The organism is Streptomyces sp. NPDC020898, assembly GCF_044333925.1.
Lineage (GTDB): Bacteria > Actinomycetota > Actinomycetes > Streptomycetales > Streptomycetaceae > Streptomyces.
In genome coordinates this window covers 110,811-133,731 of sequence record NZ_JBIRRV010000004.1, presented here as the reverse complement: position 1 = coordinate 133,731, position 22,921 = coordinate 110,811, and the positions used below count along the sequence as shown (strand labels likewise).

Annotated in this window: 23 protein-coding genes and 2 pseudogenes; 14 read left to right on the top strand and 11 right to left on the bottom strand. The window is 67.6% G+C overall.

The annotated features are described in order from the left end of the window. Positions 1–33 precede the first annotated feature (33 nt). Both ACH4TV_RS14990 and ACH4TV_RS14985 read right to left on the bottom strand, forming a co-directional pair. Positions 34–222: a hypothetical protein gene (locus ACH4TV_RS14990; RefSeq protein WP_398398008.1), complete on the bottom strand. Its 189-nt coding sequence runs from the start codon at positions 220–222 to the stop codon at positions 34–36. Positions 223–224: 2 nt separating this feature from the next. Then, positions 225–512: a hypothetical protein gene (locus tag ACH4TV_RS14985; protein WP_398398007.1), complete on the bottom strand. Its 288-nt coding sequence runs from the start codon at positions 510–512 to the stop codon at positions 225–227. Between the two features lie 179 nt (positions 513–691). Here ACH4TV_RS14985 and ACH4TV_RS14980 point away from each other — a divergent pair, with 179 nt between their 5' ends. Together ACH4TV_RS14980 and ACH4TV_RS14975 are read left to right on the top strand one after the other, a co-directional pair. Beyond that, positions 692–1,507 carry a hypothetical protein gene (locus tag ACH4TV_RS14980; RefSeq protein ID WP_398398005.1) on the top strand — a complete coding sequence of 272 codons (816 nt, stop codon included), beginning with the start codon at positions 692–694 and terminating at the stop codon, positions 1,505–1,507. Between the two features lie 428 nt (positions 1,508–1,935). Next, positions 1,936–2,913: a hypothetical protein gene (locus tag ACH4TV_RS14975; RefSeq protein WP_398398003.1), complete on the top strand. Its 978-nt coding sequence runs from the start codon at positions 1,936–1,938 to the stop codon at positions 2,911–2,913. A gap of 108 nt (positions 2,914–3,021) precedes the next feature. Here the strand turns inward: ACH4TV_RS14975 and ACH4TV_RS14970 are convergent, their stop codons facing one another. Both ACH4TV_RS14970 and ACH4TV_RS14965 read right to left on the bottom strand, forming a co-directional pair. After that, complete coding sequence (locus tag ACH4TV_RS14970) at positions 3,022–3,615, bottom strand: ATP-binding protein (RefSeq protein WP_398398002.1); 594 nt, start codon at positions 3,613–3,615, stop codon at positions 3,022–3,024. Beyond that, complete coding sequence (locus tag ACH4TV_RS14965) at positions 3,612–3,956, bottom strand: hypothetical protein (RefSeq protein WP_398398000.1); 345 nt, start codon at positions 3,954–3,956, stop codon at positions 3,612–3,614. Before ACH4TV_RS14965 ends, ACH4TV_RS14970 begins: the two co-directional genes overlap by 4 nt. A gap of 85 nt (positions 3,957–4,041) precedes the next feature. Between ACH4TV_RS14965 and ACH4TV_RS14960 the strand changes: the two genes are divergently transcribed. Then, a complete protein-coding gene (locus ACH4TV_RS14960) occupies positions 4,042–5,331 on the top strand; it encodes a helix-turn-helix transcriptional regulator (RefSeq protein WP_398397998.1) in 1,290 nt (429 codons plus the stop codon). A gap of 11 nt (positions 5,332–5,342) precedes the next feature. Beyond that, complete coding sequence (locus ACH4TV_RS14955; RefSeq protein ID WP_398397996.1) at positions 5,343–6,059, top strand: 5-formyltetrahydrofolate cyclo-ligase; 717 nt, start codon at positions 5,343–5,345, stop codon at positions 6,057–6,059. 123 nt (positions 6,060–6,182) lie between these two features. Here the strand turns inward: ACH4TV_RS14955 and ACH4TV_RS14950 are convergent. Further along, positions 6,183–6,284: pseudogene (locus tag ACH4TV_RS14950) on the bottom strand (Fe-S cluster assembly protein HesB); the annotation flags it as partial. Between the two features lie 87 nt (positions 6,285–6,371). Here ACH4TV_RS14950 and ACH4TV_RS14945 point away from each other — a divergent pair. From ACH4TV_RS14945 to ACH4TV_RS14930, 4 genes and pseudogenes are all read left to right on the top strand, one after another. Beyond that, positions 6,372–6,494, top strand: a pseudogene (locus tag ACH4TV_RS14945) (siderophore biosynthesis protein); the annotation flags it as partial. Continuing rightward, positions 6,491–6,991 carry a cupin domain-containing protein gene (locus ACH4TV_RS14940; RefSeq protein ID WP_398397994.1) on the top strand — a complete coding sequence of 167 codons (501 nt, stop codon included), beginning with the start codon at positions 6,491–6,493 and terminating at the stop codon, positions 6,989–6,991. The pseudogene ACH4TV_RS14945 and the gene ACH4TV_RS14940, both read left to right, overlap by 4 nt. Beyond that, positions 6,988–7,767 (top strand): SDR family NAD(P)-dependent oxidoreductase, encoded by a 780-nt coding sequence (locus ACH4TV_RS14935; protein WP_398397993.1) that lies wholly within the window; start codon positions 6,988–6,990, stop codon positions 7,765–7,767. Before ACH4TV_RS14940 ends, ACH4TV_RS14935 begins: the two co-directional genes overlap by 4 nt. A gap of 186 nt (positions 7,768–7,953) precedes the next feature. Further along, positions 7,954–9,768 (top strand): copper resistance CopC/CopD family protein, encoded by a 1,815-nt coding sequence (locus ACH4TV_RS14930; protein ID WP_398397991.1) that lies wholly within the window; start codon positions 7,954–7,956, stop codon positions 9,766–9,768. Here ACH4TV_RS14930 and ACH4TV_RS14925 read toward each other — a convergent pair. The 5 genes from ACH4TV_RS14925 to ACH4TV_RS14905 all read right to left on the bottom strand — a co-directional run bounded on the left by ACH4TV_RS14925 (position 9,668) and on the right by ACH4TV_RS14905 (position 14,342). Further along, positions 9,668–11,008, bottom strand: a complete 1,341-nt coding sequence (locus ACH4TV_RS14925) for an McrC family protein (protein ID WP_398397989.1) — start codon at positions 11,006–11,008, stop codon at positions 9,668–9,670. The genes ACH4TV_RS14930 and ACH4TV_RS14925 overlap by 101 nt on opposite strands. 4 nt (positions 11,009–11,012) lie before the next feature. After that, positions 11,013–13,157 (bottom strand): McrB family protein, encoded by a 2,145-nt coding sequence (locus ACH4TV_RS14920; protein WP_398397987.1) that lies wholly within the window; start codon positions 13,155–13,157, stop codon positions 11,013–11,015. Positions 13,158–13,179: 22 nt separating this feature from the next. Further along, on the bottom strand, positions 13,180–13,497 hold the full coding sequence (locus ACH4TV_RS14915) for a hypothetical protein (RefSeq protein WP_398397986.1): 318 nt from the start codon (positions 13,495–13,497) through the stop codon (positions 13,180–13,182). Positions 13,498–13,806: 309 nt separating this feature from the next. Further along, complete coding sequence (locus tag ACH4TV_RS14910) at positions 13,807–14,190, bottom strand: hypothetical protein (RefSeq protein WP_398397984.1); 384 nt, start codon at positions 14,188–14,190, stop codon at positions 13,807–13,809. Further along, on the bottom strand, positions 14,190–14,342 hold the full coding sequence (locus tag ACH4TV_RS14905) for a hypothetical protein (RefSeq protein ID WP_398397983.1): 153 nt from the start codon (positions 14,340–14,342) through the stop codon (positions 14,190–14,192). Before ACH4TV_RS14905 ends, ACH4TV_RS14910 begins: the two co-directional genes overlap by 1 nt. A 427-nt stretch (positions 14,343–14,769) precedes the next feature. On the opposite strand from ACH4TV_RS14905, the gene ACH4TV_RS14900 reads away from it, so the two are divergent. The 4 genes from ACH4TV_RS14900 to ACH4TV_RS14885 are packed head-to-tail and all read left to right on the top strand — an operon-like array spanning position 14,770 to position 20,078. Beyond that, positions 14,770–16,080 carry an ABC transporter substrate-binding protein gene (locus ACH4TV_RS14900; protein WP_398397981.1) on the top strand — a complete coding sequence of 437 codons (1,311 nt, stop codon included), beginning with the start codon at positions 14,770–14,772 and terminating at the stop codon, positions 16,078–16,080. Beyond that, positions 16,077–17,075: a carbohydrate ABC transporter permease gene (locus ACH4TV_RS14895; RefSeq protein WP_398397979.1), complete on the top strand. Its 999-nt coding sequence runs from the start codon at positions 16,077–16,079 to the stop codon at positions 17,073–17,075. The genes ACH4TV_RS14900 and ACH4TV_RS14895 overlap by 4 nt, the downstream gene beginning before the upstream one ends. 50 nt (positions 17,076–17,125) lie before the next feature. Further along, positions 17,126–18,013, top strand: a complete 888-nt coding sequence (locus ACH4TV_RS14890) for a carbohydrate ABC transporter permease (RefSeq protein ID WP_398398813.1) — start codon at positions 17,126–17,128, stop codon at positions 18,011–18,013. 28 nt (positions 18,014–18,041) lie between these two features. Next, entirely contained in the window at positions 18,042–20,078 is a 2,037-nt protein-coding gene (locus tag ACH4TV_RS14885; protein WP_398397977.1) for a beta-galactosidase, read from the top strand. Positions 20,079–20,211: 133 nt separating this feature from the next. Here the strand turns inward: ACH4TV_RS14885 and ACH4TV_RS14880 are convergent, their stop codons facing one another. Next, positions 20,212–20,586 (bottom strand): hypothetical protein, encoded by a 375-nt coding sequence (locus ACH4TV_RS14880; RefSeq protein WP_398397975.1) that lies wholly within the window; start codon positions 20,584–20,586, stop codon positions 20,212–20,214. Positions 20,587–21,093: 507 nt separating this feature from the next. Here ACH4TV_RS14880 and ACH4TV_RS14875 point away from each other — a divergent pair. Both ACH4TV_RS14875 and ACH4TV_RS14870 read left to right on the top strand, forming a co-directional pair. Continuing rightward, a complete protein-coding gene (locus tag ACH4TV_RS14875; protein ID WP_398398811.1) occupies positions 21,094–21,717 on the top strand; it encodes a hypothetical protein in 624 nt (207 codons plus the stop codon). Continuing rightward, positions 21,714–22,367 carry a hypothetical protein gene (locus tag ACH4TV_RS14870; protein ID WP_398397972.1) on the top strand — a complete coding sequence of 218 codons (654 nt, stop codon included), beginning with the start codon at positions 21,714–21,716 and terminating at the stop codon, positions 22,365–22,367. The genes ACH4TV_RS14875 and ACH4TV_RS14870 overlap by 4 nt, the downstream gene beginning before the upstream one ends. Positions 22,368–22,921: the final 554 nt, after the last annotated feature.

Sequence of the window (22,921 nt, the reverse complement as noted above, 5' to 3'; positions counted from 1 at the left end):
AACACAAGGTAGTGGCGAGCCTTGCGCACGGGCTTACCGCTTCTTCAGCCGGTCAATGTCCCGTTGCGCCCTTCGCCGGAACTCGGTGATGTCCGTGATGGTGGCGTACAGCTCCGAGGCCGTTTCGCTGAATCGCACGGCCGCCCGGTCGCGCTGCCACTGCCAGGCTCGGCCTCCGAAGAAAGCCAAGACCAGCAGCAGGAGGATGGTGACGCTGTTCATCTCTACTGCCAGTCGTTGTTGAAGTTGGCGACGCTTCGAGCGATGCCCTGCACTGTGATGTTGACGATCAGGGCGATGGCTTCGGCCGCATCGGGGTTGGCCTGCTCGGCCTGGTGCTGGATGGCCTTGATGTAGCCGACTTCCTGGATGGCGAACTCGCCGACCATGGCCTTGGACTGGACTCGGCTCTGCTCGATCTTGGTGTAGTCCGCGATGCGGCTAATGTCGCGCCGTGTGCGAGCAGAGGGGGTGGATCTTGCCTGTCCCCTCGGCACGATCTCGTATGACATGAAGGTTCCTTCCGACTTCCCATGCGACTGCTGGCACCTTGCGCCGTAGTCGTTCTGGGCTTGCGGTGAGGAGCTTGGAGTCTGCCGAGACAGGTCGCCAATCGGCGGGGGAAAACTGCCCACTCTTGCGATTGTGTGACTAGGCGGGAGGTGGGCACGGTTGTCGATACGGTTCGGTCATGGACACCAGAGAGCGCTACCAGCCGAACCAATACGAAGGGCTGCGGGAAGTCCTTAAGAAAGTTCGCCTCAAATATTCGCCAGGCTCTTTTCGAGGAGAGACGGAACTCAAGCGAGTAGTTGGCTATCTGAACGCGGGATTGAGTCTGCTCTTTGGGGATGGAAAAGAGGTGCCGGTAGCTCCCCATAAATTCTCAGTCGAGGCTTTGACCAAGAAGGCGCAAATTGATACGGGAACTGGATCGCCAACCGACTTCTATATCCTATGGAGGGGTGTCGATGATTGCGCAGTCGATATCCTTCACTATTCGGTATGGGTGGGTCATTGGAAAGCTCATTTTAAAGTCGCTTCAGACGGGAAATCGACCCTGTCGAAGCCAGGAAGCGGGCTGTCTCATGCCATCCACGAGGTTGCATACAACGATTTTTGCGTCAGTATCAAAAGTGCTCAGATTTCCCTAATTTCTAGTTGTTTTGTCGCTGGGAACCCTGATGTTGGGGAGGCGGCTAGTCGGGTGTATGCCGAGATTCATAGGAACTGGAAAGAGGTGTACTCGTCTATCCTTAAACTCCATAGACTCCGGCTTCGTGACGGAATGAAAATTGGTCAGCTTACAGACATCCTTACTGCACAAGCGGATGGTCTTGTAGCTCTCATGAAGTCCAATCCGAATGCTCGTGTCGTTGACCACGAGAAGCGCCGGACTCTGCTTGGCTATGCAATCCTCGCGATTGTTGCCGGAGCTGTAGAGAAAAACGACCCACAGAAACCGGAGACCTCTGTTGTCTCCATTGTGGATGGTCTCTTGCGGTAAAAATAGCTATTGACCTTGATGTGCATTTCATTCTTAATGGGGGCAAGCTATCTAGCCCCTGGAGGAAAAATGCGCATCGTAATCATCGATGATGATGGTAACAAGAGTGAGTACGTCACTGAGGCCACCGAGACTCATTATGCGCTTCTAGAGGCAAGTTGCGCCCTCGAAATCATGCCTGACGTCGATAGGGACGCGGCTCCCGAGTGGTTTGACAGGCGGCTTAAGGAAGCTCTTGAGCTTAAAAAGGCTCACTACGACAGTCGAAGGAGCCATGAGGCGTTCAAGTGTGACTATCCAATTCCTCATGTCCATTGTCGAACCTGCCAGTCCTGCACCCCTCTGGTAGAGGCAATGTAACGACTCTGGCCCCGTGACATAATGTCACGGGGTTTTAAACATCATCTATCTCGTTGAAGGGATCTAACATGCGCTACGAGCACAACCTGCAAGCAAAGCTCAAGCAGAAGTACGGCCTCGTCTACGGAGCCCATCACGATGCGTACAAGCACGAGATTCGGTACCTTCGCGACTTCATCCAGAAGTCTCCGGCTCTCCGAGCTATCACCGAAACGCTCGAAAATTCCAACACCGAAATTAATCCCGCTGAATGGGTTCGCGACAATTTTCGTACGCGCAGCTTTTCTTGGCCTGACACCGAGTCGGGACGGGCAAAAATTATCTGGTGGTTCATTCAACGATGGGCAGACGGGGCAGACCCTTTTGGTGTTGCCCAATCCTTCTCAGTTAGCAAATATCTCGATGTCATCCTTCGTGAGATGACGGAGCAGACGGTTCGGCCGTTTGTTGAGTACCTCATGGAGCAACTCGGCTCCGCGAGCGAAGTGCTCTACATGCTCGAACGCTTCGCACGGCGTCTTGAGTGGTTCGACCAGGCTGAGCTGTACGCGAAGTACGGAGCTGACACCAAGCACGGCGAAGACACCTACGACACCCACCTGCGTAAGTTCCTCTTTGACCAGGGCATCGACTATCCGTTCTCGCAACCGAAGTCCGCTTCAGGGCAAGTGGACGTTGTCTCAGGGCTGGACGGAGACGACCCGTTGGTCTGCGAGGTCAAGCTGTACGACACCTCAAGGAAGGGCTACGGAGTTCCGTACGTAGCCAAGGGCTTCCGCCAAGCACTCGACTACGCGCATGACTACAGCAAGAGCGTTGCGTACCTGGTGACGTTCAACTTGAGTGACCAAGGGCTCCAGATGCCGACGGATGAGGTGACGAAGCCCTGGCCGCCTCGACTTCACGTTGATGGCGTCACCGTTTACTTGGTGACCGTCAACGCCAAGCCACTTCCGTCGGCGAGCAAGCGGGGGAAGGCAAGTCCGCGAGTCGTGACGCGGGATGAACTGGTGAACCCGCACGAGGACGAGGCGAGCGAAGGCTGACGCGCGACGAAGAGCACCCTGCACTGGATGAGTGCAGGGTGCTCTCTTGCTTGATCGAGCCGACCAACCGTCAGCCGGCCTCGCTTACGGGGCTCCTCCGCCCATGGGTCACCTCCTCCGCTCGAAGGTCGTCACCATCAGGCGGTCAAGCAGTGCTTGACGCGCCTGAAGTTCAACCGGCCCCCATGGGGCTCGGATGCCTGCGGGCAACAAGAGGGGACGGTGCGGAGGGTCAGAAGGCGGCGGCTCTGTAGACCCCAGGGCAAGTTCCGCCCACACGACCTTGCCGCCAACGTGCGGGCGGTAGACGTCCCACTTCTCGGCGAGAGCCTCGACCAGCAACAACCCTCGGCCACTGGTGGCGTTGAAGTCGGGGTTCTGGCGCACTGGCGTCTCTGGTGTGCGATCCCAGACCTCGGCGAAGAGCGTTCCGTGTACGACTTGCAGCTGCACGCCGATGACGTGCTCTTCCTTGATCTGCCACGGCTTCGGGTCGGGGTCGGTGATGCCGCTGGCCTGGATCGCGTTCGTGACCAGCTCGCTCATGATGAGCGTCGCCGACTCCTCCTGATCCAAGAGGTTCCAGCGGTTCAACGTGAAACGGACGAACGTCCGGGAGTGGCCGACTGCCGTAGGAACGGCGGTCAACCGAAGCGACGCCGCGAGCAGTGGAATGGGGCGCACGATGTCGGCATGGTTCATGACGCGTTGCTCCTTGGCATCGAGGAGCCCTGAACCACCCAAAGACGAGCGCCGATCTCGCGTTCAATGTGGTCGCGCATGGCAGCTTGCAGACCAGGCAGGCGAGCGAAGTGCCACAGGGACGGCACGATGACGTGGCGGACGTCAGTGCTCTTGAGTGCGTCGGTCAGCGCGAAGAACGCCGACTCCTCGTCGGCGCGGAGCCGTTCGATAAAAAGTCGCTCCAGCGTGAAGCCCTCGCGAGTTGCATGTCTGGCCAACTCCGCTTTGATTGCCTCGTTTTCGTCCTTGTCGTCGTCGCGGGCGAGCTGCCGCATGTAACCGAACATGTTGGGGGTCATCCGTCCTCCGGGGGCTGAGGAACGGTTGGCGAGCAGTGGCACGGGGGTTCCGACTGCCCGCCAACACGCCACCCAGAGAAGCGGTTTGACCTGGGAAAACACCACAGCAAACGTGCTGCACGAATGTCGCATCCGTGACGCATTCACCGGTCTGGCCTGCACAGATGACCCACTGGCCGCTACGGTAGAGACTCGCCCCGTAACGGAGGGATGGGCGATGGCAGCGAGACGTATAGGCCTCGCCAGGCGCCGGAAATCAGCAGGCTTCACCCAAGAGGGACTAGCTGAGCATCTAGGCGTCGAGCGGTCAACGGTAGGTCGCTGGGAAAGCGCCGACACGGAGCCTCAAGCGTATATACGGCCAAAACTGGCACGGGCGCTCAAGGTTGGTCGCGACGAACTACAGGCGCTCCTCGAAGACATCACAGTCACGGACACCAAGCCCAGCGACCGCATGAGTTATGTTCTCGAAAACCCAGCGTCCGCGGACCTGGTGGTGGTTGCCTACCTTCACGAGCGCCTGCGGCAACTGGATGAGTCGTACGACCAACAGTCTTCGACCAGTCTCCTTGGTACGGCCGGTCAGCTGCACGGGCAGGTTCGCTACCTCCGTGAGAACGCCAGGAACCCTCGTGTACGCCGAGCGCTGTACGAAGTCGAGGCCGATTCGGCAACCTTTCTCGGCCAGTTGGCCTGGGATGCTTCCCAACGCCGCGACCATGCCGCACCACTTGGGTACTTCGAGGAAGTGGTGGCGGCAGCAAGACACGCTCGTGATCCGTCCACCGAGTCGTACGCCACCCTCCGCATGAGCTTCGTCGCCCTGTACGGCGAGAAGAACGCGGAGCGCGGGGTCATGCTCGCCGAGCGGGCAGTCGAGGCGGCCCGGTTGGTCAGCCCGTCGCTGACGGGCTTGAGTCTTCTTCACGTCGCCGAGGGGCACGCCATGACCGGCGCGCTCAAGGAGTGCGAGGAGGCCCTGAAGAAGGCCGAGGCTCAGTTCGATCGTGTGCACTCGGATGATCTGGCCGCGCCCTACTACACGGTGAACGAGTACAACCGGCTGGCGGGCTCCTGCTACTTGGCTCTCGACCTCCCAGAGCGGGCCGAACCGATCCTCCGCATGACTTCCCGGGCGCTGGCCGCCAAGAAGAAGAGTCAGGCCATCGCGCTCGGCAACCTGACATTGGCGCTCATCCGTCAAGGGAAGCTCGACGAAGCCGCTGCGACCATGCACCGCACCATTGATGCCGTCGAGCTGACTCGTGGCGGAGGTGGTCTTAATCTGGCCTTCTCTGCCGGGCGCGAGCTGCGGCAGTGGAGGTCGGAGCCGTGGGCGCAGGAGATTAATGATCGTCTGCTCGCCCTGATGTAGATGGGTGGGGCGTGACAGACATCGACCAGGCCAAGCAGGCCGTACGCGAGCGGGTATGGCAGCGACTGATTGACGGTGGCGGCGCCCCGGCCGACTCGTACGGGAAGATCCCCGGGTTCTACGGCTCGGAGGCGACGGCGGAACAACTTGCCGGTCTGGATGAGTGGCGGGCAGCGACCACCATCAAGGCCAACCCCGACTGGGCGCAGCTTCCTGTGCGCGTCCGTGCCCTGAAGGAGGGCAAGCGCGTTTACATGGCCGTGCCGAAGATGGCCAGCGTCCAACCGTTCTACCTGCTCGACCCTGAGGCGCTGAGCATCCCACCCGAGGAGGCCGCCGAGAAGAAGGGCGCGGCTCGGGTCGCTCGACGTGTCAGCGTAGATGAGGTGCAACCCATCGACATCGTGGTCTGCGGCAGTGTCGCCGTGAACCGCTCCGGTGCTCGCATCGGCAAGGGTGCCGGGTACTCCGACCTTGAAGTGGCGCTTCTTATCGAAGCCGGCCTCGTCACCGAGAAGACGGTCATCGTCGCGCCAGTGCACCAACTTCAGGTCATCGAGGACGAGATCCCCGAGACCGATCACGATTTCAGCGTGGACTACATCGTCACGCCCGACGAGGTGATCCCGTGCCCCAACCGCCGCCGTCCGCGCGGGTTGGTGTGGGCAGATCTAACGCCCGAGAAGATCGCGGCAATCCCGGTACTGGCGCAGCGTCGGCCGTCGTAGGCGCCTGGCACGCCTGATGGCCTGTCACATGGTCGCTGACCTGCGCGTTTGGCCCGCTCAGGCACCCTGTCGGGGGCTACTCAACAGGGGTAGACTGTCCCTGTCCGCACCACCTCGTATGCGAATGTGCTGGTCCAGCAGCATTCCGGTCAGCGCGGCGAGCGGGCTGCGGCCGAGGAGTGCGTCGGCCTCGGGGTCCTGGGCGAGGTGGAGAGTGACGTCCATGGGTCGATCATGCCCCGATCGGTGCCGGGTTGCCCGGTCGGCCGTTCGTCACGGCCGCCAGTTGCCCAGGCGCGGTCGGCGGTCGTACGGAAGGGGTTCGTGGCAGGGCCCGTGGTCGTCCTGCCCGAGATCGACCTGCCTGACGTGTATCTGCCCCAGAAGCGCGCCCAGCTGGCCTTTCTTCCCCGGGAGGTAGTTTTTCCCGGGTGACCCCGACCTCAGGACATCCGACGCCCGCCGATCTGATCGCCCACTACGGGCTGGAGCCGATCCCGCGTGAGGGCGGGCTGTTCCGGCGTACGTGGGCAGGACCCGAACGCGCCGACGGGCGGCCGGAGGGCTCGGCGATCGTCGCGCTGCTCACCTCCGCGCCCGGCGACTTCTCCGCGCTCCACCGGCTGCCGTCGGACGAGGTCTGGCACTTCTACCTCGGCGATCCGCTGGAGATGCTCCTCCTCGCACCGGACGGGACCTCTCGGACGGTGGTGCTCGGGCCCGGTCTTCTGGACGGTCAGGAGGTCCAGCTCACCGTGCCCGCCGGTACCTGGATGGGTGCGCGGGTCGTCGCGGGCGGCGCGTGGACGTTCTTCGGGTGCACCATGGCGCCCGGGTTCACCTTCGAGACGTACGAGCACGGGGACGCCGTCGAGCTGGCCGCGCGTTATCCGGCCGAGGCGGCCCGTATTGAGGGACTGTGTCGCCCATGAGCGCTGTGGGTCTTCTTGCCGGTCAGGTCGCCCTTGTCACCGGGGCCGGTGGCGGTATCGGGCGTGGGATTGCTTTGCGGTTCGCGGCGGAGGGGGCCGCCGTCGCGCTGCACTGCCGGACGTCCGACGAGGGTGCGCAAGAAGTGGCGGCGCGGGTACGGGAGTTGGGCGGGGAGGCCGTCGTACTGCGGGCCGATCTCGCCGTCGAGGACGAGTGCCGGCGGGTGGTGCGAGAGGCCGCCGAGTGGGGTGGCGGGCGGCTCGACGCGCTGGTCAACAACGCGGGCGTGCAGCCGGTCCAGGAGCTGGCCGGGATGACGGTCGCGGACTGGCGGGCCGTCGTCGACACGAACGTGCTCAGCGTCTTCGCCTGTACGCAGGCCGCCGCCGAGATCATGCGGGAAAAGGAGGGAGGGGGCGGGGGCAGTGTTACGCACGTCGCTTCCATCGAGGCCGCGCATCCGGCGTCCGGGCACGCCCACTACTGCGCCTCGAAGGCGGCGGTGGTGATGCACGCCCGGTCGGCGGCCCTGGAGTACGGGCCGTACGGCATCCGGGTCAACACCGTCTCGCCCGGGCTCGTCGACCGGGAGGGGCTGGCGGAGGCCTGGCCGGACGGGGTGCGGCGGTTCCAACAGGCGGCGCCTGTCGGGAGGTTGGGGCGGGCCGAGGACATCGGCGACGCGTGCGTGTTCCTCGCCTCGCGGCTCGCGTCCTGGGTCAGCGGCCATGACCTGGTCGTCGACGGAGGGGTGTCCGCCCGGCCCACGTGGTGAAGGCCACGGCGAATCCCGTGCCGGCGCGGTGAGCGGGGCGTCAGGATCGTCCGTACGTATACGAGAGCCGGAATGTCCCGGAGACGGAGAAGGTACGTGGGCCGACTACGGAACGAAGGGCGCGATGACCGACGAGCCGCGGGAGGTGAGCACCCAGGAGCCGGCAGAAGGGGATTTCAAAGGCTGGTGCTGCTGGGCACCGTGCTGGTCCTGCTCCTCCTCGTCGGCGGGGCGGGTACCGCGTCCGCGCACGCCGCTCTCCGGGACACCGACCCCCGGGACGGCAGCGTCCTCGACTCCGCGCCCCGACAGGTCACCCTGAGCTTCACCGAGGCCGTCGGTCTGCTCGACGACTCCTTCCGCGCCTTCGACCCCGACGGCCGACGCGTGAGCACCGGCGAGGCCGAGCATGCGGACGGGCGTTCCGACGCGGTGCGCGTGAGCCTGCCCGAGGGTCTCGGCGAGGGCACGTTCACCGTGGCCTGGCGGGTCGTCTCGGCGGACAGCCACCCCATCTCGGGCGCCTTCACCTTCTCCATCGGCGAGCCCTCCGCGACCACGGCCACCGTCGACACCGGCCCCGCCGAGAACGCGGCGACCACTGCCCTCTACGACATCGTCCGCTACCTCGCGTACGCGGCCCTGGCGCTGCTCATCGGCACCGTCGTCTTCGTCCTCCTCTGCCGCCCGGCGACCGTGGACCCCCTGCGCAAGCTGGTCCTGGCGGGCTGGTGGACCCTCCTCGCGTCCTCCGTCGCGCTGCTCCTGCTGCGCGGCCCGTACGAGGCGGGCACCTCCCCGGCCACGGCCTTCGACCTCTCCACCCTGGAACGGACCACGACCGGCAGGCCGGGCCTGGCACTTCTGGCCCGGGTGGCCCTGCTGGCGGCAACGGCCGTGTTCCTCCGGGTGCTCGTCCGGGTACGGCAGCGCGGCGACCGCGAGAAACCGGCACTCCTCGCCGCCGGGGGCGTGCTCGCCGTCGGCCTCTCGCTGACCTGGGCCGCCGCCGAGCACGCGTCCGCCGGCATCCAGGTGCCGGTGGCGATGACGTCCTCCGTGCTGCATCTGCTCGCCATGTCCGCCTGGCTGGGCGGCCTCGCGGCCCTGCTCACCAGCCTCCAGGCGGCGCAGCCGCTCCCGGCGGCCACCGTCGCCCGCTTCTCCCGGCTGGCCTTCGCCTCGGTGAGTGTCCTGACGGTCACCGGCGTCTACCAGTCCTGGCGCGGCCTCGGCTCCTGGGACGCGTTCACCGGCACGTCGTACGGTCGCATCCTGATCGCCAAGGTGGGCGCGGTGGTGTTGTTGCTGGTGGCGGCGGGGTACTCGCGCCGGTGGACGGGGCGGCTGCTGCTGGCGGAGGCGACGTCGGAGGTGAAGGTTGCGGAGCAGGTGCCGGTGCGGGTGCCGGTCGGTGGATCGGCGCCGGGGGACGGGAGCACCGACGACGCTCCCGACGACGTACGCCCGGACACGTCCCCCTCTCCGTCCTCCTCCTCTCCCTCCTACCGGCGTCGGCTGCGCCGGTCCGTGCTGGCCGAAGTGACCGTCGGGGTCGCGGTGTTGGTGATCACCACCGTGCTGACGACCACCCTGCCGGGCCGGTCCGCCGCCGAGGCGGCGGAGGCGGCGAAGGACGCGCCCGTGCCCGGGGTGATCAGCGCGTCCACGACGACGGTCCCCTTCGACGTCGGTACGCCGGGCGGGCACGGCAAGGTGCAGGTCACCCTCGAACCCGGCCGGGTCGGCGAGAACACCGTGCAGGCCGTGGTGTTCGGCCCCGACGACGGCTTCGCGATCGTCCCCGAGCTGCGCCTCGCGTTCTCCCTGCCCAGCAAGGACATCGGTCCGCTCAACGCCGAACTCACCGACCAGGGCGGCTACTGGGGCACCAACAACCTCAACCTGCCCATCGCCGGCACCTGGACGATGAAGGTGACGGTCCGGGTCTCGGAGGTGGATCAGGTGAGTGTGTCGCGGAAGGTGAAGATCGGGCAGTGACCTGGTCTACCCGGCTGCTCTGACCCGGCTGCTGTGCGAGGTGGTCGGCGAGGGCCGCGACCGACGCCAGGATCTCCGCCGGAGGGCGGGACAGGTCGACGGCGTGGGCGGTGAGGGTGATGCCCGCGTTGCGGATCGCGTGGGGGACGGGGGCGTCGCCCCGCTGGGCCGCGTAGACGAGGTGGCCGTGCGGGATCGCCAACGCCGTGCAGTAGCCGAGCAGTTGGTACAGGTTGTCGGTGGACGGTGTGCTGGCACCGAGGTCCTTGTACTTGGCGTCGACGACGGTCAGCGGGCGTCCGGCGCGGTAGAGGACCAGGTCGGGTCTGATCCGGACGCGGGCGCCGACGTCCAGGCGGTGATGCCGTTCCTGGGGTTCGACGCGTACCCGGTGGGGGCGCAGGGCGGCGGTCAGGGTGTCGGTGAGGAACCGCTCGAAGACCGTGGCCAGGTCGAGGACGAAGCCGTCGGTCGTCACGGGGGTGGGCCCGTGCGGGGTGAGGGTGCGGTCGGTGAGGATCAGCTCCGCGAGGCGCAGGACCGGCGCGTAACGGGAGTTGAGGCGGGTCGGCGTCCAGACGGGGAGCGGGGTGCCGGGGCGCAGGGGCGTGACCTCGGGGAGGCGGGCGGCGAGGTGGCGCAGGGTGCGGCGGGTCGTGTCCGTGACCCCGGGGAGGTGTTCGAGGCGGTGCAGGGCGGCGAGCAGGACGCGGTTCTCGGGGATGTCGGCGGTGAAGTCGTCGTAGCGGACGGCCACGGGGAGCGGAAGTCCGGTGCGGCGCAGCTGCTCGGCGGTGCGGATGCGGCCGCGTACGACGGGGAGTTCGTCGTCGGTGACGCGGTAGCCGTGCAGGACGCCCGGGTCGAGGGCGCGTCGGGCGGCGCGGGCGTAGGCGTCGGCGAGGGCGGGGAGCAGGTCGTCGTCGGATGCCGATGCGGTGACCTGCTGGTCCCGCCAGGGGGTGCCCGGGGCGTAGGTGAGGAGGAACAGCAGCTGGGCGACGGGGAGTTTGGGGTCGATGTGGAGTTCGACGGCGCCGTCTCCGCGTCCGAGGCGCACCAGGCCGACGCGTTCGAGGCCGGAGACACGCCACCGTCCGCCGGGGCCGGGGACGGGGGTGAGCCGGACGAGGCGCGGGCTGTTGATCAGCGTGGCGACCTGGGCGGGGTGCAGGGCGACTTCGACGCCCGGGCCGGTCTCGGTGAGGCGGATGGGTTCGGGGCCGGTGCTGAGGGCCACCGGGTCACTCGCCCTCGGCGACGACGGCCTGGAGGGCGTCGAGTCCGTACTCCTCCTCCACATCGACACCCGTGCCGTACAGCTGGTCCTCCAGGAGGGGCAGGATCTGGGTGCTCCAGATCAGTTCCAGGCCTTCGGGGTCCGCAGCCTGATGGTTCATCAGGTACGACGGTCCGATCGCCCGATCCGGGTCGGCGAGGCGGGAGTTGAGGGCATCGAGGAGGTCGGCCGGGCGCCCGGGCAGGTCGTGACGGTCCAGCCAGCGTCGCAGCAGACCGGCGACGGGCGGGCGGTCCGGGGAGAGCCGGCGGAAGGCGAAGCGGCGGCGCATGGCCGCGTCCACGAGGGCGATGGAACGGTCGGCGGTGTTCATCGTGCCGATGACGTAGACGTTCTTGGGCAGGTCGAACTCCTGGTCGGGCGAGTACTGGGTGGTGATCGGCTCGTCCCGGTACTCCAGCAGGAAGTACAGCTCGCCGAAGACCTTGGCGAGGTTGGCCCGGTTGATCTCGTCGATGACCAGCACATACGGGTTCGCCGGGTCCTGCCGGGCCCGGTCCACCAGCAGCTTGAACGGCCCCGGTACGACCTCGAAGGCCACGTTGCCGCCGTCGCTCCTCACCGGACGGAACCCTTCGAAGAAGTCCTCGTAGGTGTACGACGGGTGGAACTGCACCAGCTTCGTACGGTCGGACCCGGCCACGTGCTGGGCGAGGCGCCGGGCCAGGAAGGTCTTGCCGGTGCCGGGCGGGCCGTACAGGATGATCTGCTGCATCCGCTCCAGCTGGCGCGCGGTGTCCCGCAACCAGGGGACGGGCATGAGCAGTTCGCCCGCGAGGTCCTCCCCGACCGGCGGCAGCTCGATCGGGCGGGTCGCGTCGGCCTTGAGCAGCTCCTCCTCGACGGCGTCGGTCAGGCCTGCGGCTTCGGCGAGTTCGGCGGCGACCGTGCTGATGTCGTAGACGGTGGGCGGGCGTTGGAGCTGGCTCTGCACCTGCTCGGGGAGGTCGGCGCGGCGCAGGGGGCGGGTGGTGGTGGCCCACTTGACCGGGCGGCGGCGGGCTTGGTCGGGGCCGTCGGACAGGTCGTACAGCGCCGGGCCCTCGATCGTGCCCACGTGCACTTCGTCGGCGGTGACGGTGACGACGACGTCCCCCTGCTTCATCTGGCTGAGGAACAGGTGGAGTTGGCCGGTCGCCTGGCCGCGTGCCTGCGCGGTGGCGTCCGGCATGGCTCGGGCGACGGCCTGCTGGATCGCGGGTTTGGTGGCGCCCGCGGGAATCTCCGGTATTTCGCCGAAGGCGGTCGAGCAGTAGCCGTGGGCCAGCCAGTCCGGCAGGAAGCTCTGCCCGGCGGCGCCGAACCCCCGTACCAGCCAGCCCTGTTGACCGACCTGGGCCGCCCCGGGGCGCCAGTGGCTGAGCCAGGGGTCGGCGAAGAAGTTCACCGGGTCCTTGGACTCCTCCTGCAACAGGGTGCGGAGGGCGAGGAGGTCGCGGTCGTCGTCGCCGGTGGGGTCCGGGAGGCGCTCGCGGTAGCCGGTCAGGATGCGCCGCTTGCTCTGGGTGCTGGCGATGGGGAGGAAGGTCTCGGGGAACAGGAGTGCCTGGAGGACGTGGAGTTGGGCGCGGGCCTTGTTGTGTCCCATGGAGGCGAGCACCTGACGGCACTCCTCCTGGAAGTGCCACGGGTCGGCCAGCAGGTCCCCCCTCTCCTTGGGAGTCCACGCCGTCAGCTGCTCCACCAGGAGGACGAGGAACTGGAACTGCGCCCAGCGGTAGTTGAGGAAGGCCTGGCCGCCGTTGATGAACCCGGTGAGCGGGGCGTCGAGTTCGGCCGGTATGACGATGTCCCCATTGGCCCAGGAGAGAACCTCGTTCAGGATCTCCCGTTTCCTCGGCACACCTATCTGTTCCGGCTTCAGCGGTACGAGGTTCACGTAGAGGAGTTCGGCGGCGAGGACGATCGTCGCGTGGGGCGCGCCGGCCAACTGCCGTTCCAGCTTCACCAGGAAGGTGTCGGAGGACTGGTCCGGCTGGTCGACGAACCGGCGCCGTAGGTCGACCGCCGTGTCGTACGTCCAGATGGTCAGCCCCGGGACGAGAGCGGAGCGGCCGTCGAGCAGCCCTCGCCGGAAGACACGGCCCACTGCCCTGACGACTGGAGCCCCCTCAACTGTCGTCCCGTACAGGCCCGTTCGTGCCCGGCGCTGCTCGATCACGTTCGCTGTCCCCCAGTCCGCCCCGGCGCCGGCCCTCGCGCCACGCGCGCCGCTCATCGTAGGGGCCGACGCGGAATCGCACCGCCAGGACGATCGGATGCGCGGGCCCCGCCGAACCGGTCCGCCCGCTCGCCGCGACGCCACTCGCGACCAGCAGAGCGACCGCGAGGACGAAGCGGTGCGGGCCGTGCTCCGCCGGCAGGTGCCCGGGCAGCGGGCTCGCCGCCGGAGAGCGGACGCCGGCCCTGCCCCGCGGAAACAGCACCACGTGCTCGACGAGGGCGTACGGGTCGGTCTGGGCGTGCGGGTCGGGCGGGGCGTGCGGGGCGGATCGGGGCGTGCGGGTCGGTCTGGGCGTGCGGGGCGGATCGGGGCGTGCGGGTCGGTCTGGGCGTGCGGGTCGGTCTGGGCGTGCGGGTCGGGCGGGGCGTGCGGGGCGGATCGGGGCGTGCGGGTCGGGCGGGGCGTGCGGGGCGGATCGGGGCGTGCGGGTCGGTCCGGGCGTGCGGGTCGATCGGGGCGTGCGGATCGCTCAGGGCGACGGGGCGATGACGACGGGGTGATGACGACGGGGCCGTCAGGAGGGGGCGGCCGGCGCGGTAGCCCGTTTGGCCGCCGTCTGCTCCGCCGCCACGACGATCAGTGCGGGGCCGAGGGCGGCAGCATCCAGGCGGCCCACTTCAGCGCGGCCGCGCCGCCGATAACCGGCCCGGCCGCGCATCGGCTTCGCCGTGCACCGGCCTGGCTGCGCTGCTGGGACCGGCCCGGCTTTGCCGTGCACCGGCCTGGCTGCGGCGGAACTGGCCTGGTTGCGGCGCGCCGCTATGGCCGCCCCGCCGGAACCGCCCCGCTCCGGCTGGAACCGCCCCGCCCTGCCCCGGTCGGAACCGCCCCGGCCCGGCCAGAACCGCTCCGCCCTGGCCGCCCCGCCCCGGCCCGCCGACGCGAGCCCCAGGTGCATCAGCCCGCCACCGGCAGGTCCACCCCGCCGATGGCGAGGGGCAGGGCCCCGGCGGGGAAGAAGACCGGGCGCCGTGGCGACGGGCCGTGGCGGGGTGGCGGGTGGCCGAGGCGGTGCCGGTGTCGGGTGCCCGTGGTGGCGGGCGGGGGCATGGCCGGAGGCCAGGGGCGGGCTGCTGTCGGCTTCGGGCGGCTGGCGGTGAGGGGTGATCGCCGCCCATGCCGTTCCCGGGCCGGGGGCCGCCCAGGCCGAACGGTCACCTTTCGGGGCCGGCGGGCTGGGCCGGTCGGCCGAACGGCCGACGCGGCCCAGCCGCTCTTTCCCGGCCACGCTCGTGCCCTCCCTCACCCCCTGCGCGCCAATTGTTTGCTAGCTGTTTGTTAGCAAAGGACTGCGGGGCGATGTCCATTACGTTTCAGGCACGGCGGGCGCCAGCTCTTGACGCATGACAGGACATGACGCTCTTATTGCCGCCACGATGTTTGGTCAAGTTGATTTCTGGTCGATTTAGATCAGCATGGACTCAGCGTAGTCGTGACCTTGCTCCCCGTTTCGGGGAGTCTGTCCTCAGGAGCCGTCATGCACCACACTTCCTCCGGTCTGTCCGTCCCCGGTCCGAGCCGCCGCACCCTGCTGCGCGGTATCGGCGGCGCGGCGGCGCTCGGCGCTGCCGTCCCGCTGCTGAGCGCCTGCGGCGACAGTGACTCGGGTTCCGACGAGAAGACCGTCACCCTCGGCTCGAACGCGTCGGACGCCGTGCCGAAGAAGGCCTTCGCCGAGATCTACGCGGCGTTCACGAAGAAGTCCGGCATCAAGGTCGACGTGAACACCAAGGACCACAACACGTTCCAGGAGCAGATCAACTCCTACCTCCAGGGCACCCCGGACGACGTGTTCACCTGGTTCGCCGGCTACCGCATGCAGTTCTTCGCGGGAAAGGGCCTGGCCAGCCCCATCGACGACGTGTGGCAGACGATCGGGAGCAACTTCCCCGAGGCGATGAAGACGCTCAGCAAGGGCGCGGACGGCAAGTACTACTTCGTGCCGCTGTACACGTACCCCTGGGCGATGTTCTACCGGAAGAGCGTCTTCAAGGAGCACGGCTACGAAGTGCCCACCACCTGGGCGCAGTTCATCGCGCTGTGCAAGCAGATGAAGGCGGACGGCCTGGTCCCGATCGCCTTCGGCGACAAGGACGCCTGGCCCGCGCTCGGCACCTTCGACCAGATCAACTTCCGTACCAACGGGTACGACTTCCACACCGAGCTGATGGCCGGAAAGGCGTCCTGGACCGACGCGAAGGTTCGCGCCACGTTCGACAACTGGGCCGAAATTCTCCCCTACCACCAGGAGGGCTCGACGGGCCGCACCTGGCAGGACGCGGCCCAGACGCTCGTCGCGAAGAAGGCCGGCATGTATCTGCTGGGCACTTTCGTGGGCCAGCAGTTCACGAACGCGACCGATCTTGAGGACCTCGACTTCTTCGCCTTCCCGGAGATCGACCCCTCCTTCGGACAGGACACGGTCGAGGCGCCCACCGACGGCTTCATGCTCAGCAAGTCGCCGAAGAACAAGGCCGGTTCCGTCGAGCTGCTTGAGTTCCTGGGCACTCCGGAGGCCGAGGAGATCTACCTCAAGGCCGACCCGAACGTCGTCGCCGCCTCCACCACCGCCGACACCTCCTCGTACAGCGCCCTGCAGAAGAAGGCGTACACGATGATCAGTGAGGCGAAGAGCCTGACCCAGTTCATGGACCGCGACAGCCGCCCCGACTTCACCTCGACGGTGATGCAGCCCGCGCTCCAGAAGTTCATCCGCGATCCCAAGGGCATCGACAGCCTGCTCTCGTCCATCGAGCGCCAGAAGAAGACGATCTTCGCGTCCTCATGAGCATCCCCGATTCGACTCCCGTGATCCCGGGGGCGGCCGATGTACCGCCCCCGGGCGGTACCCGTACCCCTTCGTCCCCGCACAGCCGCCGGGCGCCCGTGGGCCACCGCCGGCTGCTGACCCGCCGCGACAGGATCGCCCTGGGCTTCATGGCGGGTCTGCCGACCTTCCTGCACATCGCCCTCGTGTGGGTGACGGCCTTCGCCTCGATCGCGCTGGCCTTCACCACCTGGGACGGCATCGGCTTCGGCTCGATCGAGTGGGTCGGGCTGCAGAACTTCCGCGACCTCTTCGCGGACAACCCGCAGTTCTGGCCGGCCGTCCAGCACAACGTCGTCTGGTTCGTCGTGCTCATCGCGATCCCGACCCCGCTCGGGCTGTTCCTGGCCGTGCAGCTGGACAAGAACATCCGCTTCAGCCGGGTCTACCAGACGGCCTTCTTCCTGCCCGTCGTCGTGTCGATGGCCGTCATCGGTTTCGTCTGGCAGCTCATCTACAACCCCGACACCGGCCTGATCAACAGCGTCATCGGCGCCAACGAGCCCGGCCACTACATCGACTGGATCGGCGACCCGGACCTCAACCTCTGGGCCATCCTCGTCGCCGCCGCCTGGCGCCACACCGGCTACATGATGATCCTCTACCTGGCCGGCCTCAAGGGCGTGGACCCGTCCCTGCGCGAGGCGTCCTCGCTCGACGGCGCCAACGAGTGGCAGACGTTCAAGAACGTCATCTTCCCGACCCTGCGCCCCACCAACACCATCGTCCTGGTCGTCACGATCATCGAATCGCTGCGCGCCTTCGACCTCGTGTACGTCTTCAACGGCGGCGCCGAGGGCACCGAACTCCTCTCGATCCTGGTCACCAACAACATCATCGGCGAGTCCAGCCGTATCGGATACGGGTCCGCCATCGCCGTCGTACTGCTGCTGATCTCCCTCGTCGTGATCATCCCGTACCTGGTCAGCACCTTCCGGAAGGAGCGACGGGCATGAGCGCCGACGCCATGAACACCAAGGGCGCAGGCGGGAGCGGGAGCGGCGGCATGCACGCGGTCGACAGTGCGGGCAAGGTCCGCGCGCCCGTCCGTCCCGGCCGTGTGCTGCTGCACGTCTTCCTCGTCGTCATGTCGCTGGCCTGGCTCGCCCCGCTGGCGTGGGCGATGTACGCGGCCCTGCGCCCGTACTCCGAGACCAGCGACAAGGGCTACGTCTCCTGGCCCGACAAGCTGAGTTTCTCCAACTTCACGGACGCCTTCACGCAGTCCGACATGGAGCACTACTTCCTCAACACGCTGATCATCGCCGTCCCCGCGGTGCTGCTGACGCTGTTCCTGTCGTCGATGGTCGCCTTCTACGTCGCCCGCTTCGACTTCCGGATCAACCTGTTCCTGCTCCTGGTGTTCACCGCCGGCAACCTGCTCCCCCAGCAGGTCATCATCACCCCGCTGTACCGCCTCTACCTGCTCATCGACCTGCCGGGGATCACCGACTCCGGCAAGCTGTACGACTCCGCGCTCGGCCTCGTCCTCATCCACATCGCCTTCCAGTCCGGGTTCTGCGCCTTCGTCCTCAGCAACTACATGCGGATGCTCCCGCACGAACTGACCGAAGCCGCGCTGGTCGACGGCGCCTCGGTGTGGCGCATGTACTGGCAGATCGTGCTGCCCCTGTGCCGCCCGGCGATGGCCGCCCTGGCCACACTTCTCTCCATCTGGATCTACAACGACTTCTTCTGGGCCATCGTGCTCATCTCCACCGGCGAGAACATGCCGATCACCTCGGCCCTCAACAACCTCTCCGGCCAGTACTTCACCGACCCCAACCTGGTCGCCGCAGGTGCGTTGCTGACCGCGATCCCCACCCTGATCGTGTACTTCGCGCTTCAGCGCCAGTTCGTCAGCGGCCTCACCCTGGGCGCCAACAAGGGCTGACGCCCTTTGCTCGAAAGAGAACAACACCGTGCCTCACCACTTCACGACGAAGCGTGAACTCGCTGTTCCCGGTATCGCGTACGGGGGTGACTACAACCCCGAGCAGTGGCCCGAGGAGATCTGGGCCGAGGACATGCGGCTGATGCGCGAGGCCGGGGTCACCATGGTGAGCGTCGGCATCTTCTCCTGGGCGCTGCTCGAACCGGCCGAGGGCGTCTACGACTTCACCCGCATGGACCGACTCCTGGACCTGCTGGCGGAGAACGGCATCGCGGCCGACCTGGCGACCCCGACGGCAGCGCCGCCCGCCTGGTTCTTCCGCGCCCACCCCGAGGCGCTCCCGGTCGACAAGGACGGTCGCCGACTGTCGTACGGCAGCCGCCAGACGTTCTGCCCGAGCAGCCCGGCCTACCGGGAGGCGGCGCTGCGGATCGCGGGCGCGCTGGCGGAGCGGTATGCCGGCCATCCGGCGGTGGTGATGTGGCACGTCCACAACGAGTACGGCTGCCACAACCCCGCCTGCTACTGCGACGAGAGCGCGGAGTCCTTCCGCCGCTGGCTGCGGGAACGGTACGGGGACGACCTGGCGGCGCTGAACGCCGCCTGGGGGACCACCTTCTGGAGCCAGTGGTACTACGACTGGGCCGAGATCATTCCGCCGCGTGCGACGGGAGCGGTCCCGAACCCGACCCATCAGCTGGACTGGCGCCGCTTCTGCAGCGACGAGCTGCTGTCGCTGTACAAGGCGGAGCGGGACGTCCTGAGGGCAGCGGCCCCGTCGACTCCCGCCACGACCAACTTCATGGTGATGTACAACTTCGACGCGCTGGACTACTGGCGCTGGGCCCCGGAACTGGATGTGGTGGCGAACGACCACTACCTCCGCTCGACGGACCCCGAGTCGGAGATCGACATCGCCCTGAGCGGCGACCTCATGCGTTCCCTGGCCGGCGGCCCCTGGTTCCTGATGGAGCACTCGACGGGCGCGGTGAACTGGCAGCCGGTCAACAGGGCGAAGACGGCAGGGGAGTTGCGCCGCAACGCCCTCGCCCATGTCGCCCATGGCGCCGACGGCATCGCCTACTTCCAGTGGCGGGCCGCGAAGGCGGGCGCGGAGCAGTGGCACTCGGCCATGCTTCCGCACGCCGGCACGGACAGCCAGATCTGGCGTGACGTGGTCCAACTGGGCGCAGATCTAAGGGCGTTGGCGGAGGTGCGCGGCAGCACGGGCACGGCTTCCGTGGCCATCGTCTGGGACTGGGACGCCCGTTGGGCACTGGAACTTCCTTCTCAGCCGAGCGGCGAACTCCGCTTCCAGGACCTTGTACGGGACTGGTACGAGCCCCTGTGGCGAGCGGGCGTCGCGGTGGACTTCGTACGGCCGGGGGACGAGCTGGAGGGGTACCGGCTGGTGCTCGCTCCCAGCCTGTACCTGGTCGACGACGAGGGCGCGGCGAACCTCGTGGGCTTCGCGGAGCGCGGCGGCACGCTGGCCGTCGGCTTCCACAGCGGTGCCGTGGACGCCAACTGCCATGTACGGCTGGGGGGTTACCCGGGCGCGTTCCGGGAGGCCCTCGGGGTGCGGGCGGACGAGCTGTTCCCGTTGCTGCCGGGGGAGTCGGTCGGGCTCAGCGGCGGCGACGGCACGGGGTCGCTGTGGTCGGAGCGGCTGCGGCTGGAGGGGGAGGGGACGGAGGCGGTGCTGTCGTACACGGACGGCCCGCTGACCGGGGTGCCGGCGGTGACACGTAACTCCCTTGGCGCGGGCGTCGGTTGGTACATGGCGACCCGGCCGGACGCTTCGACGCTGGGGGCGCTGCTCGGCCGTATGTGCGCGGAGGCGGGTGTCGAGGCGGCGCGGGCGACTCCGGTGGGGGTGGAGGCGGTGGTGCGGCGGGGGCCGGATGCCGACTATCTCTTCCTGATCGACCATGCGGGGGACGGGGCCGAGGTCGAGGTGGCGGAGGGGGCGAGTGAACTCCTCACCGGTACTTCGCCCTCCGGCAGGGTGACGATCGCGCCGGGCGGGGTGGCGGTCGTACGGGAGCCGCGCGAGCGCCCGTAGGTATCCAATAGCCATACCCATACGCCCTCTTGATGACGTGTCAGGCGGCCCATACTCTGCTTCCCGGGATCGTGGACCGCGTCGACCGGGGGAGCAGGGTTGGCAACGACACCGTCCGAACCGACCGACTGCGCTACCGGGCTTCGAAGATCTCTGCGGCGGACGCTGCGGTGACGGCGCGGCGGAGCCAGCAGCTCAGGGTCTCGGGGTCGCCGCAGCCGGTGATGCGTTCGCGGACGTCCTCGGGGACATCGATGCCGCGCTCGGTGAGGACGGTCAGGATATTCCCGGCCAGGGCTTCAGCGCGGGCTTCAGCGCGGCCTTCGGCCAGGCCTTTAGCGCGGGCTTCAGCGCAGGCTTTCTCGCGGGCTTCTTCGAAGATGGGCGACTTGTAGAAAGAAAGGTCCACGGCCACCAGTGTCCTCCATTGCGATGCGGCGGGCAGCTTGCCCAGGCCCTGTGAGATGAATTCGATGATGGGGTTCTTGACGTCGTCCGTCTCGTCCACGGACCGCAGACGGCTGCCCCGCGCAGCTGACCGGCACCAGGGCGTGACGACGATCAGCACACCTCACCGGCCGCGATGGGCGGCGCTGGGCGCGGGTTTCCACCTGCACGCTCACGCCACCCCTCCACGGTGGGCAGACCCCATACCGGACACCACGTCTGACATGGGATCACTAAGCTGATCAGGGACGCTGCGGCCACTGGCTCCAGCAGGAACGCCCTGAGGAGACCAACGTCCTCCTGGTCGACTGGCTCAAGTCGCTGCCTGCTGTCTGAACTTGTACGGTCCCCGCACTCGCTACCACCAGCGATGACGGTCGCTGACGATCCGCCGGTCAACGAGTGGCGACACTTCGATACATGGCGACCGCGCACGCCGAACCGGAGCACGCGAATCTGGCCGCCAGTGCCCGGGCGGGTCGGCCTGAGCCCGATACCGCAGCCAAAGCCCGTGGCGGTGTGGCAGTGGCTCCGGCATCATCCCCGTGTGATGGTGATGCAACCGGTGATGCAACCCGTTCTGGAGATCTTCGCTGCCGACGACTTCGCGCTCTGGCAGGTTGGCGAGCACGAGTCGTACGGCTACCTCGTTCTGGACGGGGAGCTGACTCCGGCGGAGGTCGGTACGGCGGTCATGCGGATCGCTGACTGCAACGACTTCGAGCCGGAGGAGGAGCACGGGCAGCCGTGTCCGACCGACCCGCTCGGCGCGTTCCTGCACGGGCTGCTCACCATGCCCGACCTGTTCGCCGCCGGCGGGTTCCGGGTGACCGACAACGCCACCGGCACCGTCTTCGTCGAGCCGGGTTGCTGCAGCGGTCTGGAGAGCTGGCGGGACTGGCTGGAGGTGCTCGACGGCACCGGCTGCTCCTCCTTCGGCCACGACCCGTCCTCGGTGGCCGAACGCGTCGGCGACACCGTCCGGCTGACTCTCGACGCCTACGCGAAGGACGGCAGCCCGGTGATCGAGCTGCCGCTGGACCAGGTACGCACGCTCGTCACCGGCGCCCAGCAGGACTTGCGGGACTTCCTCAGCCTCGCCGGCACCTGGGCGGAACAACACCTGCCGGCACACGCCGCCGCCGTCACCGCCGCCCTGGCCCGGGCACTGGACCTGGAGCTCCCACAATGACCAGCTTCCTGACTCACCGAGCGCGCGTGCACGACGCCCGCCTTCCTCTCCGCCGCCGGCACAGCGCGCTGCGGACCTGCATCACCCTCTTCGCGCCGTACGGCTTCCGGGCGACCTACCACCACCTCACCCTCAGCGCCGCGATCCCCCGGCGGCTGGAGGCGGATCCGGACGCGGTGGTGCGGGCGGTGGAGGAACTGCACGAGGCGAGGGTGCTGTGGGTCGCGCGGGCGGAGGAGTTCATCGCGCAGCGCCGGGCGGAGAAGCAGGCCGGGCGGCGGGCTGTGGCGAACCCGCGACCGTGGTGGCTGCGGAGCAAGTGGGAGGGGCCGGGCCGCGCCTGGTACGAAGACCCGTTTCGCCACCCGTCGCTGCGACTTTCCGAGTACGTCCGGCGACAGAACGCCATTCTGGACGGCGCCGATCTCCCCGGCTGCCCGGCCTGCGGGGACGAGGGACGGCTGGAGCCGCACTCGACCGGGCACAGCTGGGTCGAACTGTGCCGTGGGTGCGCGTGGGCGCCGATGCCCTGTCCGTGCGGGCAGCAGCACCGGCTCGTGCCGGGGATCCCGTACGGCTGGAACGAGATCTGGAAGCGGGCGCACATGAGCGATGACGGCACACCGAACCCGCACTGGCCGGCGGGCTGACCCGCGCGCTTCCGCCCGTACTCACCTGTTCATTGCCTGTCATCGCCGCTCACGCCAGTGCACGAAGCGCGGAGCGGGCGGGAAGTCGACGCCGTACACGGACATGAAGTCCATGTAGTCCTGCGGAAACCGGTTCCCCAACGCGTTTCGGCCGCCGCCCAGTCGATGCGCTCGCCCGCACCGGGACCAGGAGGCAGCAACTGCCGCAACGCCGTTGTCTCTGTTGCCTCTTCTGTCCCTGTCAGGTCTTCCATGGTGTTCCCGCCCTTCGACCGAGTCGGCGGGAGTCCAGGAGGCGGCACTGACACTGACCGCGTCCCGTCGATCAGTTGAGACCGACCCGCATGGTCAGCAAACGGGGCCAACAAGCGGTCTTGTGTGACGTTCCGTCACCGCTTCCATGCCGGACATCGCCGAAATGCGGGGTCGGCTGTCATCTTCCGGTCACACTAGGTGATCAGCCGCCGAAGACGCCGTCAGCGTGACATACGGTCGCGGCTGCAACCGAGGGGGCCCTTGCGCGGCTCTGGACCTGTGACCCGCAATTCACCGGT

Coding starts and splice junctions, on each gene's coding strand:
- ACH4TV_RS14910 (WP_398397984.1), bottom strand. CDS start 14,190: ATGCACCTGGGGCTCGCGTCGGCGGGCCGGGGCGGGGCGGCCAGGGCG.
- ACH4TV_RS14875 (WP_398398811.1), top strand. CDS start 21,094: ATGCAACCCGTTCTGGAGATCTTCGCTGCCGACGACTTCGCGCTCTGG.
- ACH4TV_RS14870 (WP_398397972.1), top strand. CDS start 21,714: ATGACCAGCTTCCTGACTCACCGAGCGCGCGTGCACGACGCCCGCCTT.
- ACH4TV_RS14965 (WP_398398000.1), bottom strand. CDS start 3,956: ATGACCCCCAACATGTTCGGTTACATGCGGCAGCTCGCCCGCGACGAC.
- ACH4TV_RS14990 (WP_398398008.1), bottom strand. CDS start 222: ATGAACAGCGTCACCATCCTCCTGCTGCTGGTCTTGGCTTTCTTCGGA.
- ACH4TV_RS14970 (WP_398398002.1), bottom strand. CDS start 3,615: ATGAACCATGCCGACATCGTGCGCCCCATTCCACTGCTCGCGGCGTCG.
- ACH4TV_RS14985 (WP_398398007.1), bottom strand. CDS start 512: ATGTCATACGAGATCGTGCCGAGGGGACAGGCAAGATCCACCCCCTCT.
- ACH4TV_RS14980 (WP_398398005.1), top strand. CDS start 692: ATGGACACCAGAGAGCGCTACCAGCCGAACCAATACGAAGGGCTGCGG.
- ACH4TV_RS14975 (WP_398398003.1), top strand. CDS start 1,936: ATGCGCTACGAGCACAACCTGCAAGCAAAGCTCAAGCAGAAGTACGGC.
- ACH4TV_RS14905 (WP_398397983.1), bottom strand. CDS start 14,342: ATGCCCCCGCCCGCCACCACGGGCACCCGACACCGGCACCGCCTCGGC.
- ACH4TV_RS14900 (WP_398397981.1), top strand. CDS start 14,770: ATGCACCACACTTCCTCCGGTCTGTCCGTCCCCGGTCCGAGCCGCCGC.
- ACH4TV_RS14890 (WP_398398813.1), top strand. CDS start 17,126: ATGCACGCGGTCGACAGTGCGGGCAAGGTCCGCGCGCCCGTCCGTCCC.
- ACH4TV_RS14935 (WP_398397993.1), top strand. CDS start 6,988: ATGAGCGCTGTGGGTCTTCTTGCCGGTCAGGTCGCCCTTGTCACCGGG.
- ACH4TV_RS14895 (WP_398397979.1), top strand. CDS start 16,077: ATGAGCATCCCCGATTCGACTCCCGTGATCCCGGGGGCGGCCGATGTA.